Origin of the sequence: Peribacillus simplex (assembly GCF_001578185.1) — a bacterium.
Taxonomy (GTDB): domain Bacteria; phylum Bacillota; class Bacilli; order Bacillales; family DSM-1321; genus Peribacillus; species Peribacillus simplex_A.
In genome coordinates this window covers 3,957,729-3,973,239 of sequence record NZ_CP011008.1, presented here as the reverse complement: position 1 = coordinate 3,973,239, position 15,511 = coordinate 3,957,729, and the positions used below count along the sequence as shown (strand labels likewise).

14 protein-coding genes and 1 pseudogene are annotated in these 15,511 nt (G+C 42.1%); 11 read left to right on the top strand and 4 right to left on the bottom strand.

What is annotated here, in order from left to right; translation table 11 throughout:
- Nucleotides 1-29 precede the first annotated feature (29 nt).
- On the bottom strand, nt 30-479 hold the full coding sequence (locus tag UP17_RS18525; protein WP_061464421.1) for a YtoQ family protein: 450 nt from the start codon (nt 477-479) through the stop codon (nt 30-32).
- 123 nt (nt 480-602) lie between these two features.
- Between UP17_RS18525 and UP17_RS18520 the strand changes: the two genes are divergently transcribed.
- The 6 genes and pseudogenes from UP17_RS18520 to murC all read left to right on the top strand — a co-directional run bounded on the left by UP17_RS18520 (nt 603) and on the right by murC (nt 7,628).
- Nucleotides 603-1,109 (top strand): hypothetical protein, encoded by a 507-nt coding sequence (locus UP17_RS18520; protein WP_061464420.1) that lies wholly within the window; start codon nt 603-605, stop codon nt 1,107-1,109.
- Nucleotides 1,110-1,223: 114 nt separating this feature from the next.
- Nucleotides 1,224-1,535: a thioredoxin family protein gene (locus tag UP17_RS18515; protein WP_061464419.1), complete on the top strand. Its 312-nt coding sequence runs from the start codon at nt 1,224-1,226 to the stop codon at nt 1,533-1,535.
- Between the two features lie 50 nt (nt 1,536-1,585).
- On the top strand, nt 1,586-2,392 hold the full coding sequence (locus tag UP17_RS18510; RefSeq protein ID WP_061464418.1) for a DUF1444 domain-containing protein: 807 nt from the start codon (nt 1,586-1,588) through the stop codon (nt 2,390-2,392).
- A gap of 201 nt (nt 2,393-2,593) precedes the next feature.
- Nucleotides 2,594-2,799: pseudogene (locus tag UP17_RS29765) on the top strand (amidohydrolase); the annotation flags it as partial.
- A 425-nt stretch (nt 2,800-3,224) separates the two neighbouring features.
- Nucleotides 3,225-6,038, top strand: coding sequence for a DNA translocase FtsK (locus tag UP17_RS18500; protein ID WP_061464416.1), 2,814 nt, complete (start codon nt 3,225-3,227; stop codon nt 6,036-6,038).
- Between the two features lie 285 nt (nt 6,039-6,323).
- Nucleotides 6,324-7,628, top strand: a complete 1,305-nt coding sequence (gene murC, locus UP17_RS18495; protein ID WP_061464415.1) for a UDP-N-acetylmuramate--L-alanine ligase — start codon at nt 6,324-6,326, stop codon at nt 7,626-7,628.
- A 53-nt stretch (nt 7,629-7,681) separates the two neighbouring features.
- Here the strand turns inward: murC and UP17_RS18490 are convergent, their stop codons facing one another.
- Nucleotides 7,682-8,794 (bottom strand): aminopeptidase, encoded by a 1,113-nt coding sequence (locus UP17_RS18490; RefSeq protein WP_061464414.1) that lies wholly within the window; start codon nt 8,792-8,794, stop codon nt 7,682-7,684.
- A gap of 227 nt (nt 8,795-9,021) precedes the next feature.
- Between UP17_RS18490 and UP17_RS18485 the strand changes: the two genes are divergently transcribed.
- The 5 genes from UP17_RS18485 (at nt 9,022) to ccpA (ending at nt 13,594) form a co-directional block, all read left to right on the top strand.
- Nucleotides 9,022-9,531, top strand: a complete 510-nt coding sequence (locus tag UP17_RS18485; protein WP_061464413.1) for a DUF948 domain-containing protein — start codon at nt 9,022-9,024, stop codon at nt 9,529-9,531.
- 47 nt (nt 9,532-9,578) lie between these two features.
- Nucleotides 9,579-10,151: a YtxH domain-containing protein gene (locus UP17_RS18480; RefSeq protein WP_061464412.1), complete on the top strand. Its 573-nt coding sequence runs from the start codon at nt 9,579-9,581 to the stop codon at nt 10,149-10,151.
- 133 nt (nt 10,152-10,284) lie between these two features.
- Nucleotides 10,285-10,611: a bacillithiol system redox-active protein YtxJ gene (ytxJ, locus tag UP17_RS18475; protein WP_061464411.1), complete on the top strand. Its 327-nt coding sequence runs from the start codon at nt 10,285-10,287 to the stop codon at nt 10,609-10,611.
- Nucleotides 10,612-11,131: 520 nt separating this feature from the next.
- Nucleotides 11,132-12,208, top strand: a complete 1,077-nt coding sequence (locus UP17_RS18470) for a bifunctional 3-deoxy-7-phosphoheptulonate synthase/chorismate mutase (RefSeq protein ID WP_061464410.1) — start codon at nt 11,132-11,134, stop codon at nt 12,206-12,208.
- Nucleotides 12,209-12,589: 381 nt separating this feature from the next.
- Entirely contained in the window at nt 12,590-13,594 is a 1,005-nt protein-coding gene (gene ccpA / locus UP17_RS18465) for a catabolite control protein A (protein WP_061464409.1), read from the top strand.
- A gap of 60 nt (nt 13,595-13,654) precedes the next feature.
- Here the strand turns inward: ccpA and UP17_RS18460 are convergent, their stop codons facing one another.
- A complete protein-coding gene (locus UP17_RS18460; RefSeq protein ID WP_061464408.1) occupies nt 13,655-14,851 on the bottom strand; it encodes an acetoin utilization protein AcuC in 1,197 nt (398 codons plus the stop codon).
- Nucleotides 14,844-15,494, bottom strand: a complete 651-nt coding sequence (locus UP17_RS18455; protein WP_061464407.1) for an acetoin utilization AcuB family protein — start codon at nt 15,492-15,494, stop codon at nt 14,844-14,846. The genes UP17_RS18460 and UP17_RS18455 overlap by 8 nt, the downstream gene beginning before the upstream one ends.
- Nucleotides 15,495-15,511: the final 17 nt, after the last annotated feature.

Here is a 15,511-nt window from a genome sequence, read left to right as displayed (position 1 = left end):
AAGGCGGTCAAGCTCTTGGCCAGGAAGAATTACCGCCCATCTTCAAAAATATAAGAGAGCACCTTCAGGGCTTGGTTCACGGATTCGACCGTGACACTCGCCTTTTCCGATAATTCCTTTAAGGCATGATGATGGGATTCTGAGCGAATCAAAATAAGCGGTTTACCCAGGGAAACGGCGGTGGTAGCGTCCATGGCAGTATTCCACTGTTTATATTTCTCGCCAAACAGAGCGACGACAAGATCAGCTTTTTTCATCATAAGACCTGTCCGCAAATTATTGATTTGGGAAGCGGCGGCATCCTTCAGAATAGGGTTCGGCTGTTCTCCGAGAATATCTTCACCAACATTATCGGAGCGTTCATGGTTTTCCATCGGACCGACAAATTCTAAGGGAAGCTTCAAGGCAGCGGCCTTATCTCTCAACTCACTTCTCCAATTCGAATGAATCTCCCCGGCAAGATACACGGTTAATTTCATAGTTTTCCTCCTCGGTATTTAAATTGCTTTCATTGTATCATGTTTTTTAGAAAATGGATGAATTCCATAAATAAGGATAATAGTATCCATAAGTGAGTACAAGAGAAGGCTGGAGGAATGACGATGGCTTTATCGAATGAAAAATTTCTTGTTTTCGTGTTAATTGGCAGTTTGCTTGTTGGTTGCTCAGGCATCGAGAGACAAACCGAAAAGGCGATGAAGGCTGCTGAAGTGGCTTTTCGTGATGATGAAAAACAGCCCAATATCGAGGCAGGGCTTATTCAGGTCTATCTGCCAAAGGATTTTAATGTAGTAGAAGAACATGAAAATAATTTGATTTTACAAAAAGGTGATAAGGCCTATATATTATTTGTCAATCCAAATGAAAAGGAAGACAGCTCCGTATTATTTTTGGCAACAAAGTTGCAGGGGGATCAATATTTAGTGCTGCATTCTTTTCAAAATGATGAAAAATTCGGCTTTATCTCGATAAAAGAGGCATCGAAGGAAAAGTATGAGCTTGCGGTGGGGATCGGTGCGGTCAAGCTGACAACCGAAACGGATAAAGACGACTTAAAAACCGATGCGAAACAAATGATGCAAGTCGTTTCATCTGTGCCCCAAAAATAAAATGCACCCCGAACTTTCCGGCCATTCAACCGATCCATATTAATGGTTGATTCGGGGAGAGTCTGGTATGATGGGATTATATAAACTGTCATTTAGAGCAGGAGGAATATTCAAGTGGAAAATTTACAAACTATTGAGCAATTTGATGCATTAAAAAATGAAGGCAAACATATTTTTCTTTTTTCAGCAGCATGGTGTGGAGATTGCCGTGTAATCGAACCGATAATCCCGGAGATTGAAACGAAATTTCCTGATTTTACGTTCATTCATGTGGACCGTGATGAATTCATCGATGTGTGTGCAGCTAATGATGTATTCGGTATACCAAGTTTCATCGCTTATGATAATGGCAAAGAGCTAGGTAGATTCGTGAGCAGGGACCGAAAAACACAAGAACAAATTGAGGAATTCATTCAATCACTATAATCAATTTCCCCTTCTCGCAGGGGATTTTTCAATGAAGAGGAGGGTCAATCATGAAAATGGACAGCACGAAGCTGAAAAATATCTTGAAGGAACGTTTAAAAGATGTTAATCGCACTTTCAAATTCGATAGCAAGCAAGATACGTTACGTGTGGAAAATGTGAAGACCGGGAAGGGGATCACCATCGAGTTGCCTCCTGTACTTGCTAACTATGAAAACGTACAGGAAAAAGCCATCGATGAAATTACCTATTATGTGGAAGAGGCCCTGAATGTAATGGGGGAAGATCACAGCATGGAAGGCAAGGAGAAATCCATTTTCCCAGTCATCCGCTCAACCTCCTTTCCTATGGAATCGGAAGACGGAAATCCATTTTTATTCGATGATCATACGGCTGAAACCCGGATTTTCTATGCCCTTGATTTAGGGAAGACCTACCGCCTTATAGATGAAAAGATGCTTCAACGGGAAAATTGGCAGGGTGACAGGATCCGTGAAATTGCCCTTTTCAATGCCCGTTCCCTCTCAACTGAAATGAAGTCGGATATCGTTGCAGGTAATGCATTTTATTTTTTGAACACGAATGACGGATATGATGCCAGCAGAATCCTAAATGAATCCTGGCTCCGGGAAATGAAGGATAAGGTCGAGGGAACCATGGCCGTGGCCATTCCGCATCAGGATGTCATCATCATTGCCGATGTGAAGAATGATACGGGTTATGATATTCTTGCGCAAATGGCCATGAGCTTCTTTGCCAGCGGTCATGTACCGATAACGGCTCTATCTTTCCTTTATGAAGAAAATGAGCTGGAGCCCATCTTCATTTTGGGTAAAAACAAAAAGCGTGAACTATAATATCTTGCAAAACATAAGGACCGTGTCAGCATGGAAAACTCCAGCTTGGCAGCGGTCCTGTTTTTTATGGAGAAGTATATACAAGTTTAATAGAGTTGAACTAAAAGAAAGTGAAGCATTTTCCAACAAGGACCCTGAACTGACTGGTTTCGTGAAAAATAGCCTGGAAAGCATGAATGACAAAGATCTTAAGAAGGTTAGGAATTTCCGATTTTCTCAGGTTCAGAAGATTTTTCGTATTATGCAGAAAAGATTCCAGGCTGCTTCTTTTACATCGGCTGTAAACTGAAAGGGATGGAGAAGGCATAATTCAATCACCATCCTAAATTCGATATTGATGAAGATGCCCTTTGATCGCTTCCAAATCAGTGGCGCAGGTTGTAAGCAGCTTTTATGAATGGGAATAGTACCATTGGTCTTTTTTTGCAAAAAAACGTTGGAACCCACAAAACACGGTTCAGTATTAACGAACGGTGTTTTATAGGCTTCGGCAGTTTGGATGCCACCGGAGGTTCCGTGAAGGATGATGCAATGATTTGACCAGTCTCCACCCGGTTTGCATGTAAACTTAATCTCATTGTAAAGGTGATTTAACAGCGGTGTTTTATTTTAATAGTAGACTAGAGGCTGAGGGTATTTCACAATGGATAGGTTTAAACTCATTCCACAAGGGGTTTAATAGGATAGGAGTTCTGCGGAATAGGTAGAGTTTTTGTAAAGAATACGATAAAAAAGCAGATACAAATCCCAATTTAGCTTAAATTTTCTCGATATTTTAAAAATAACTGGTAGAATTAGTTACATAACTACAGATGTAGAAAGAGTGATACGTTTGAAATGGCTAAATAAGATGAAAAAATGGTTCCAAGCAGAGGAAATTATTGAAATCGAAGAAATTATTATAGATGAACCGCTTGATGAAGAGACATTAAGAAATATGGATTTTTCGAAGCTACCGAAGTCAAAGAAAGAAGAAATAAAAGTTTACAATCAAACAGTGGAAAAAATGTCACAGACTCCAGATCCGGATACGAAAATCCTGTTTCAATATCCCAAAGGACAGTTCAAGTTTCCGCTCATTCCTGACCGGGAGCAGAAAAAAAGAAAGCCTAGGGAAAGAAACAGGGAAAATCACGAACCAGAGCAGGGGAATGTGACCAAAGAAACGAGAAGGCCTGTTAGGGATCCCGAAACAAAACGGAGAAGCTTAGATCGGGAGGAAAACTCGAAAATAGTCCCTTCAAATACTCCATTCCGCCCAACGGAAATCCCTTCACCCATTTATGGGTTCCGTCGTCCGGAAAAAAAGATAATCCCTTCTGAAGGAATTGTCGAATATGAATTAGAAAGCAAATTGCCCGTCCTTAATAAAGAAGAACCCGATATTGAGATTCCAAGATCCATCCCTGAAACCCCAAAAGCCTTTGAGGAATTGACGATAAAACCATCTGTTCTTGTACAAGAGCAAGCGGAAAAAAAAAGGGAAGGGGCGGAGATACCCGCTTTCTTTCGTAAGAAGTCCATTGAGGCACGACCTGAAGAAGCAGTAAGTGAGCCTGTTATAGATGAGCATGCGGAAGAAAAAGAGTCTTATGAACAGGACCCAATTGATTTTGGACGCGAAGTCGCTGTATCCATCATGGACAAGCCGGCTGAAGCTATATCGGTCCCGGTACAATCGACTCAACCACCTGTAAGTCAAGGGATCCATCCAGAAAGTGATCCATCAGAGGCAAAACCGGAACAGCCTAATCGTCCGAAAAAACATATCCCATTTAATGTGATGATGCTTAAGCAAGACCGGGAAAAAAATGAGTTCATGAATAAAATGCTGCCGGAAAAAAAAAGCCCTAATGCCGAAAGGGTAATCGTTTCACCTGATAAGCGATCTCTGATCAATGCTGATGAAACGGAGGCAGGACAAGCGAAACCATCCTCCATTCCTGAACGGGAACCGGAGGATGGCAAAGTTATGTCGAAGGAGGAGACTCCGGTCATTCAAGGACCCTCAACCTTAGTGGATACTGAATATGGCAACGTAACGGTCGCAGTGCCTGACAAAACAGCTGAATCCAATATCGGTTCGACTCCTGTCTTTAAGCCTGCATTTGAACAGGAACATCACATTTCTGAAAATGGGAATCAAGAAGCTGATAATACAGGGGCTTCAGCAGAAGGTTGGCAGAGCGATACCCCGGAAGTGTTTGGTTCCGTTGAAGCCGATGATAATCCATATTATGTGTTTCCGAATATCGAGTTGCTGACACCTCCCACTTATGCTGTGCATGATGATGAGTGGCTCGAAGAACAGACTTTATTACTTGATGAGACCTTGAAAAACTTCAATGTCCGTGCTAAGGTCGTCAATGTCACTCAAGGACCGGCAGTAACCCGATTCGAGGTGCATCCGGAACCCGGTGTGAAGGTGAATAAAGTGACGAACCTGATGGATGACATCAAATTAAGCCTTGCCGCTCAGGATATGCGGATGGAAGCGCCTATACCGGGTAAACATACAATTGGGATCGAGATTCCGAACAGGAAAAGCAAGCCGGTATTTTTGCGGGAGGTTTTGGAAAGTAATGAGTTTCAAGAGCATGAATCACCGCTTGCTGTGGCTTTGGGACTAGATATATCCGGTCAGCCGATAATCACGGATTTGAGGAAGATGCCGCATGGATTGATAGCCGGGCAAACGGGATCGGGGAAAAGTGTCTGTATCAACACCATGCTGGTAAGCTTGCTGTATAAAGCGACGCCGCAGGAGTTGAAATTGCTGTTGATCGATCCCAAAATGGTCGAACTTGCCCCATATAATCGAATCCCGCATTTGGTCAGTCCAGTCATAACCGATGTAAAAGCGGCTACGGCCGCGCTTAAATGGGCGGTAGAGGAAATGGAACGGCGTTATGAATTGTTTGTACATGCAGGTGTACGTGATATCACCCGCTTTAATGACCAAGCGGAAAAAGCCGGTCAATTTTCAAGCAAGCTGCCTTATATCCTAGTGATCATCGATGAGCTTGCGGATCTAATGATGATGTCCCCGGCTGATGTAGAGGAAGCGATTTGCCGGATTGCTCAAAAGGCCCGGGCCTGTGGCATTCATTTGATTGTAGCCACTCAGAGACCGTCTGTCGATGTCATAACTGGATTGATCAAGGCAAATATCCCGACAAGGATCGCTTTTTCGGTTTCTTCACAAGTCGACTCCCGTACGATCATCGATAGCGGAGGTGCGGAAAAACTGTTGGGAAGAGGCGATATGTTATTTGCTGAAAACGGCTCTTCAAAAACGGTTCGCCTGCAAGGGACTTTTGTAAGTGATGAAGAAATCGATCAAGTTGTCAACCATGTCAAACTGGAGCAGCAGCCTAAATATCTGTTTGAACAGGAAGACTTGTTGAACAGGGCCCAGGTCACGGAAGAAGCGGATGAACTATTTTTCGAGGCATGTGAATTTGTCGTGAGCCAACAGGCTGCATCTGCATCGAGTGTCCAAAGGCGCTTCCGTGTCGGTTACAACCGTGCAGCGCGTTTAATAGAAATGATGGAGCAGCAAGGAGTCGTTTCTGAATCCAGGGGCTCAAGGCCCAGGGATGTTTTGATTACGGAAGAAGAACTGGAATTTTTACATGTTAATTAAGAGAACCTATTAAAAGGAAATTGTATATAATGTAAAAGGGTGAAAACCTTGTTATTATCACGTTAATTGAGGCAAAAGCCAATGATTTTATAAATTGGAACCTCCCTGACATGGATGAATGAATAAAAAAGTGATATAATAGTTTTTTGTTGATGAAAGATTGAAAATATAAGCATGAAAAACTATGAAGAAATTGCGTTTCTAACAAGTCTCGTAATGAAAAAACAAATAAAAGATGACGTCATATACTGTCATACAGGTAGACGATTGGTGGAGGTTCGCTTTATGACTGCTTACCATTTTGTGGGAATTAAAGGGTCGGGTATGAGTGCTCTTGCACAAATACTGCATGATATGAATATTGAAGTGCAGGGTTCCGACTACGAAAAAGAATTTTTTACACAATTGGCATTAGAAAAAGCCGGGATTAAAATCCTTCCTTTTAACGAGGAAAATATTCAACCTGGAATGACCATCATTGCAGGAAATGCGTTTCCGGATAGTCATCCGGAAATCATGAAGGCAAAGGAACTTGGTTTGCCGATCATCCGTTATCACCGTTTCCTAGGTGATTTCATGAAAAACTTTATCAGCGTGGCGGTTACGGGAGCGCATGGTAAAACATCGACGACCGGCTTACTGGCCCATGTAATGGGCGGGCCTAAACCGACATCCTTTTTGATTGGGGATGGAACGGGTAAAGGAATCGTGAATTCTGATTACTTCGTATTCGAAGCATGTGAATATCGCCGTCATTTCCTTTCATATTATCCGGATTATGCAATCATGACGAATATCGATTTTGACCATCCTGATTATTACGCCAATGTCGAAGACGTGTTCGAGGCTTTCCAAACGATGGCCCTTCAAGTCAACAAAGGCATTTTTGCGTGCGGGGATGATGAGCATTTACCACATATTCAGGCTAAAGTACCAGTTATTTTTTACGGATTTGCAGAAGGAAATGATTTCCAAGCGAAAAATGTTTCCGTCACTCCGGATGGCACCACTTTTGATGTGCACGTAAGGAACAATTACTATGATACATTCACTATTCCTACCTTTGGAAAGCATAATGTGTTGAACGCACTTGGTGTCATTGCACTTTGTAAATATGAAAACTTGGATAAAGAAGCTGTGAAAGCCCAATTGCGGACTTTTGGCGGAGTTAAACGCAGGTTCTCCGAAAAGGAAATCGGAAGCCAGATCATCATTGATGATTATGCACACCATCCGACCGAGATCTCTGCAACTGTGGACTCGGCGCGTCAGAAATATCCAGAGCGTGAGGTTGTTGCGGTATTCCAACCGCATACTTTCTCGAGAACGCAGGCATTCCTGGATGAATTCGCCGACAGCTTGAATTTGGCCGACAAAGTATACTTATGTGAAATTTTTGGATCTGCCCGTGAACATCAAGGGAAGTTGTCGATTGAGGACCTTCAAGATAAAATTCCAGGTGCCGAGCTGATAACGGAGAACACAACTGCAATATTGCAAAATCATGAAAACAGTGTCGTGTTATTCATGGGTGCGGGGGACATTCAGAAGTTCCAAGCAGCCTACGAGCATTCACTGCAGGTAAAATAAAAAAACGACCGATCCGTTAGCACGGGTCGGTCGTTTTTTTATTGGAATTTTTGTTATTTTAAATTTTCTGGATTTAAATTTTCCAGTTCAGGTAAAACGAAGCGCCCGTCCTTACGTATCAAGACGTCATCAAAATGGATTTCCCCTCCGCCGTATTCTGGGCGTTGAATGTTGACCAGGTCCCAGTGAATGTCTGAATGGTTTCCGTTAAAGGCATCATCATAGCATTGTCCGGGAGTGAAATGAAAACTTCCATCAATTTTTTCATCAAAGAGGATATCCTGCATCGGGTGTAGAATATAAGGATTTACACCAATTGCAAATTCACCGACATATCGTGCGCCTTCATCAGTATCAAAAATTTTGTTGATGCGATCCGTATCATTCGCAGCCGCTTCAACGATTTTTCCATCCTTGAATGTTAACTTCACGTTTTCAAAAGTAAAGCCCTGATAAGGGGACGGAGTATTATACGAAATCACTCCATTGATGGAATCTTTAACAGGAGCCGTATATACTTCACCGTCAGGAATGTTCAGCTCACCTGCACATTTGATGGCTTTAATGTCTTTGATGGAGAAGGTTAGATCCGTTCCGGGCCCGGTTAAGCGGACCTTATCCGTTTTATCCATCAATTCGACAAGACTGTCCATTGCTGCGCTCATTTTGCCATAGTCGAGGTTGCAGACTTCGAAATAAAAGTCTTCAAATGCTTCAGTGCTCATTTTGGCTAATTGGGCCATGGAATTTGTCGGGTAGCGAAGTACGACCCATTTTGTTTTTGGCACGCGGATATTTCTATGTACTTTACCGACTGTCTGTCCATGAATCGCCATCTTCTCTGGAGGGACATCGGATTGTTCATTGATATTATCCCCGGCACGAAGCCCGATATAGGCATCCATCTGGTTCATTACGTTTGCTTCAAACTCACCCATCATCTTGTACTGTTCTTCTTTGGCACCCATCAACAAGGCACGATCGACTTGGTGATCCTTTAAAAGGACGAATGGGTAACCACCAGCTGCATAGGCTTCATTCACAAGGGCGTTAACAAGTTCACGCTGCAATCCAAAGTTTTCGATCAAGATTCTTTCACCTTTTTGAAGCTTCACGGAATAATTGATTAAATTTTTAGCCAATGTTTCAATTCTGGGATCTTTCATAAAAATACCTCCATTGTTTAAATTCGACTTATCTTTCTATCATACCCGATTTCCAGCCATAAGTGTCACCCCATGAATTTCATGGAGGAACTGGATGCAGGCAACAATATTTCCAGATTAGGGTTTGATGGGGTATATTGAAAAAATAAATACGTTTATAATAATAGGGAAGGGGTAATTAATATCTAACAGCTACTAAATAAGTCGATTTTTTCGGAGGTGTTCCAATGGAGATTATTTTATACGTAAGTGCTGCTGTTGCAGCGATAGCCTTTTTGGTCCTTGTTATTTTCCTGACAAAGGTACTGACATCGCTTCAAACAACCCTGGACAGTGTGGCCCGGACGCTGACAGGACTAGAGAGCCAAATGCAGGGCATAACGCTCGAAACTACCCAGCTATTACATAAAACGAATACGTTGGCTGAAGATTTGCAGCAAAAGTCAGAAAACCTGAACACGGTGGTGGATGCTGTGAAGGATGTAGGTACATCCATCTCAAGCTTTAATTCTTCCATCCAAAAGGTTTCCCATAAAGTGCAGGCTGAGATTGATAATAATCAAGAACGAATCTCACAGATTGTACAATGGAGTAATGTAGCTTTAGAGATTAGGGATAAATGGAAGACTAGAAGCAAACAGGCTGCCCCAACCCCAACTGAAAGTGCGGAATTAGAAAGGGAAGCACTGGAAACCGATAACCTGCCTAAAAAAAGGTTTTTACGTTCTAGATCATAAATCTAGTTATATAAAAAATGAACTGAAAATTGAAAGGGGAATGTATTATGACTCAAAAAGAATTTCAGACAAAGGACTATCAGAAATCATATGAGGACGAACGCGACTCGATCAATTCTAAGGACTTTATGATTGGCGCCTTGATCGGCGGGATGATCGGAGCGGCCACTGCTTTGTTCATGGCTCCCAAAACAGGCAAGGAACTAAGGAACGATTTCAATGAACAAGCTAAAAACATTTCAGAGAAAACGGAGAGATTAAGACAAACGGCGATGGAAAAAGGTACGGTTCTTGCTGATACTGCAAAAGAAAAAACAAGCTCCGTAACGGAAATCGTTTCAAATAAATCTTCAAATATCGTTAATAAAGTGAAAAGACTAAAAACGGGAAAAGAAAACGGCGACTCTGCTGATGATACGACAAATTCGAGCAATAAGGATATAGATGTGACGGGAACTTCCGATTCCCCTATCGTATCTGTAGAAACGAATTTTGCTAACGGCAGCAACCCGGAAACTGATCCTGCCGATCCTACAAGCGGAAACAAGAATACGGCAAAATTAAAACTTGATGAAGCGAAAAAGGCATTTGATGAAACAGAGAATAAACTAACGAAATAAATTCTTGACCCTCCATTCTTTTAAAAGGGATGAAGTGACATAAAGTTACGTAGAATAAGGCGGTGAAGCGCTTCGGTGGCTTCACCGCCTTTTTGATGGTAAAATTTATATGTACAAGGAAAGGAGATGCATTATGAAGATTACCAAAATTGAAACAGAAGAACAATTCAATCAGCTTTTAAAAGAGGATACTTTCCTACTTTTCAAGCATAGCGTAACATGCCCGGTCAGTGCTGAAGCATATGAACAATATGAAAAGTACATCTTAGAGAACGAACAACTTAAAACGGCCTATTTAGCCGTTCAGGAAGCTCGTCCACTATCCAATTATGTGGCAGAAACATTTGATATCAAACATCAATCACCTCAGGCCATCCTTTTTAAAAGTGGAAAACCGGCCTGGAATGAATCTCATTGGCGGATTACATATGATTCATTAAGCAAAGCCATTAATGAATGATTGATAAAGGCCGGATCCCTTAGGTAGGGAATCCGGCCTTTTATTATTCCATTGATTGGCGGGCCTAAGGATGTTAATCCTGGGGAAACCTTTTCTAGGGAGGCCCTTCCGTAAAGACTCTATAAATATTTCCCGGCTTCGGACAAGTGGCAGAAGATTTAAACTTTTCTATGTTCTTGTGAAAAATGATCAATTAAATGATAGCTTTCCTGTTCTATTTCCAATATAATTCCTACAACGGATCGTGTTTCAATATTCTGTGTAATCGTTTTTCTGGCATGAGCGGCACCTAGTTTTAAGTATTTATAACTTTAATGCTTAAAAGCGTTTAATTATTAAAGAAAAAGTTAGTGACATTTATGGACACTTCATTTATAATTGATTTTATCATACATGAAATATTCTAAAATTTTCATTGATAAAACAATCGGGGTGGATGTTCGAGGGTCCGGATGGGATTTTTTTAGTTTGAATCCGCTGAACCGATTTCTATTTTAAAAAACGAAGGGATGGATTTGTAATGAGCAACAAAGAGCTTGATGGACTTCGTAATCAACTGGATGATGTGAACCTTCAGTTATTACATCTTATTAATCAACGTGCTGAACTTGTACAGGAAATTGGTCGCGTTAAAGAAAAACAAGGTGTAAACCGTTACGATCCGGTCCGTGAAAGAACAATGCTGGATCTTATCGAAGCTAATCATCAAGGACCGCTTGATCTTGGTTCGATTAAACATATTTTCAAAGAAATCTTCAAATTGGGCTTGGAGCTTCAAAAAGACGATCAGAAGAAAACGCTTCTTGTATCTAGAAAACAAAAGGCTGAAGACACTATCATCGACATTAAGGGTGAATTGGTCGGTAATGGAATCCCGAGCTTCGTTTTCGGACCATGTGCCGTTGAATCTTATGAACAAACTGCTGCGGTGGCGGAAGTCATTAAAGCTAAAGGTTTGAAATTGATGCGCGGAGGTGCATTTAAGCCACGTACATCCCCATACGACTTCCAAGGACTTGGTTTGGAGGGCTTACAAATACTTAAACGTGTTGCTGACGAATACGGCTTGGCCGTCATCAGTGAAATCGTGAGCGCTAACGATATCGAAGCGGCGATCGATCATATTGATGTCATCCAAATCGGTGCACGCAACATGCAAAACTTCGACTTGCTAAAAGCGGCTGGTGCCGTAAATAAACCAGTTCTTTTAAAACGCGGACTGGCTGCAACGATTGAAGAGTTCATTCATGCAGCGGAATATATCATGTCGCAGGGCAATGGCAACATAATCCTTTGTGAACGCGGTATCCGCACTTACGAAAAAGCAACAAGAAACACACTTGATATCTCTGCCGTACCGATCTTAAAACAAGAAACCCATTTACCGGTCATGGTTGATGTGACGCATTCCACTGGACGTCGCGACCTCTTGCTTCCGACGGCTAAAGCGGCGCTTGCAATCGGTGCTGACGGTGTAATGGCAGAAGTGCATCCAGACCCATCTGTTGCTTTATCGGATTCTGCACAGCAAATGGACTTCAAACAATTTGATGAATTCTACGATGAAATTAAACGTTTGAATTGGGTAACTGTATAAGCTGGAAAGTCTTTAAAATATCTACTTACGGCCCTTACCTCCTTGGCAAGGGCTATTTTTAATGGTAAAATACTTGTTTTTGCAGAAAAAGCATCGAAATAGGCACTATTGGATTGCAGGAAAGATTCGACTATCGTATGATAAATAACAAGAATGAGAACTGTTCGGAAGATTGAGTCATACATAAAGTGATATCTATGTGAATTTTATACTTGAAAAGGGTATTGAATCTTTGACTGAGAAGAGAGTAGGACTGCATTTTTTGTTAGGCAGATCGTTCCTAAAATAATCTTCCTTATAGAGGAAAACGCATAAAAGAATTTTTCCCGAAATAATTCGGGTCTTTTATGGGGAAAATGAAAGAAATGGAGGAATGGATGAATGAATAATATAACCATTTATGATGTGGCGCGTGAGGCGAATGTTTCCATGGCCACCGTTTCCCGTGTAGTTAACGGGAATCCGAATGTAAAGCCTGCAACAAGGAAGAAAGTTTCGGATGTGATCGAGAAGTTGGGGTACCGTCCCAATGCAGTGGCAAGGGGTCTTGCCAGCAAGAAAACAACAACAGTCGGGGTCATAATTCCGGATATCTCGAGCATCTTTTTTGCCGAATTGGCACGAGGCATAGAAGATATAGCCACCATGTATAAATACAATATCATTCTAAGCAGTTCCGATGAGAATATAGATAAGGAATTCCATTTGTTGAATACGATGCTTGGAAAACAAGTGGATGGTATCGTATTCATGGGCGGTAACATTTCTGATGAGCATGTCAAAGAGTTTAAGAATTCACCCGTTCCAATCGTTCTGGCAGGTTCGGTGGATGAAAGCGGACAAGTTCCATCGGTTAATATTGATTATGAGGCGGCGGCATTCGACGCAGTGACCTTCTTTGCTAAAAAAGGCCACAAGCATATCGCTTTTGTAAGCGGAAATCCTTCCGCGCTGATTGATGAAAAGAAATTGACTGGTTATAAACGAGGGTTGAAAGAAGCTGGGCTTACTTTCGATGAAAGCTATATTGTTGAAGGCGATTATACATATGATTCAGGAATCGAATCTTTTGAAAAGTCACTGGAAGCTGAAGAGAAACCGACGGCATTCATCGCCAGTGCTGATGAAATGGCGCTTGGAATTGTCCATGCGGCACAGGACAAAGGGTATAATGTACCGGAAGACTTTGAAGTGATCAGCTTCGACAATACGAGATTGACATTGATGGTGCGACCGCAAATCACGACGATCGTTCAACCTTTATATGATATTGGTGCCGTTGCGATGAGGCTTCTGACAAAGTTGATGAATAAAGAAGAAGTGGAGGAAGGTCATGAAAAAGTGATCCTGCCACATCGGATTGAAAATCGTCAATCAACGAAATAAGCTGGTTTGGAGAGTGTCCTGGGGGCACTCTCTTTTGTTTCTTAAAAAAAAGATCGTTTTTCAACGATCTTTTGGTTTACTGTGGTCCTTGCTTGCCGATGTTTGCTTGGAAGACCGAATGGGATATAGAACCTTTTCAAGTGTCAGGGCATTTTTCTCGGTAATTTCAGGCTTCCTCGGAATGGGTTCGTATATATCCTCCATATCATCCCATTCTTTCGGTAGCGAAACTGGGGACTCAGGCTGCCAGCATTCAAGCCATTCTTTTGATAAGGGACCTGATATATCATTATCCGTCATTTCAAGCCAGACCCTCGACCAAGCCCTCGGGACGACGCGCCATATATCATATCCCCCGCCCCCTACTGCAATCCACCGTCCTTCGCAATACTTATGAGCCATTTCGTGGGCTAACTTTGGTATTTCTCTATAAATCTTCATGGTGGCCGATAAATGGGTGAGCGGATCGTAATAATGGGAATCCGCTCCGTTTTGCGTTAAAATGACATCCGGTTTGAAGAATTCAATGACCTCCTTAAAGGAAACTGTATAGCATTCGAGCCAGGAGCCATCTTCCGTGAATGCATCAACCGGGATGTTGAATGAATAGCCGTATCCTGTTCCTTGACCCCGTTCGTTAATATTGCCTGTGCCGGGAAATAAGTAGCGTCCCGTTTCATGAATGGATAGGGTGCATACATCCGGATCATCATAAAATGACCATTGGACTCCGTCGCCATGATGTGCATCAGTATCGACATATAAGACACGTGCCCCATATTTTTTTTGCAGGTATTTAATCGCGACCGAACTATCGTTATAAATGCAGAAGCCCGAGGCTTTCCCTCGGAAACCGTGATGCAGGCCCCCTCCAAGATTAAGTGCATGCAGGGACTGGCCGGTCATGACGGCATCAACCGCAGTTAATGTACCGCCTACAAGCAAGGCGCTTGCTTCATGCATCCTGGGGAAGATTGGGGTATCTTCTGTTCCAAGCCCGTAATTCATGGCCTTTTCAGGGGGGAGCTTACCCTGCCCTGCTAATCTGACAGCGTTTACATAATGCTGATCATGGATCAATTCCAATTCTTCATCTGTAGCCATTCTTGGCTTGATAATTTGATCATCACTGATGGCATGGTGTTTTTTTAACAAATCCAGCGTGAGTTTAAGCCGTTTTTGATTGAACGGATGTTCATCGTTGAATTTATAGGTAAGGAGTTCATCCGAATAGACAAAAAGGGATGTATCATTCATGGGAAATCCCCGGTAGACTAGGCCATAAAACGGTATAGCCCTCTTTCTTCAAATCCTCCACCACCATAAATGGATTCATCGTCTGCACTCGAATTACAAGAATCTTATAATCGGTCCCATCTTTTTCAGGATAAACAAGAGTGCTCAGGATATTGGAATTGCGCCTTTTGAAAATGCGGGCAATATCATGAAGGGTACCTGCCTTATCAGGGATTTTGATTTCGATTTGGGAACCGGGCTGGTTGACTCCGGTCAACTCAACGTATGAATGAAGCAAATCAGAACCGGTTATGATGCCTACTAACTTCCTTTCTTTTACGATTGGAAGGCAGCTGATATTGTTATCGCAAAAAACAGCCCCGATTTCTTCGACGAAATCTAGCGGGTGCCCTGTGATTATATCCGTTCTCATGATGGTTGATAATGCTTTTTGTAAATCATTTTCGTTTTCTGCGGTGCGGAATATAGAAGGGGCAGCATCCCGTATATCACGGTCGCTGACTAATCCGACAAGTTGAAAGCTGTCATCGACAATGGGTATATGGCGAATTCGTTTCTCCTTAATGATTAAGACAGCGCTATGGATTGTATCCGTTGGAGTAAGAGTGATAATATCCTCATTCATTATTTTTTCAACAATCATATTCCTTCCTCCTCTTA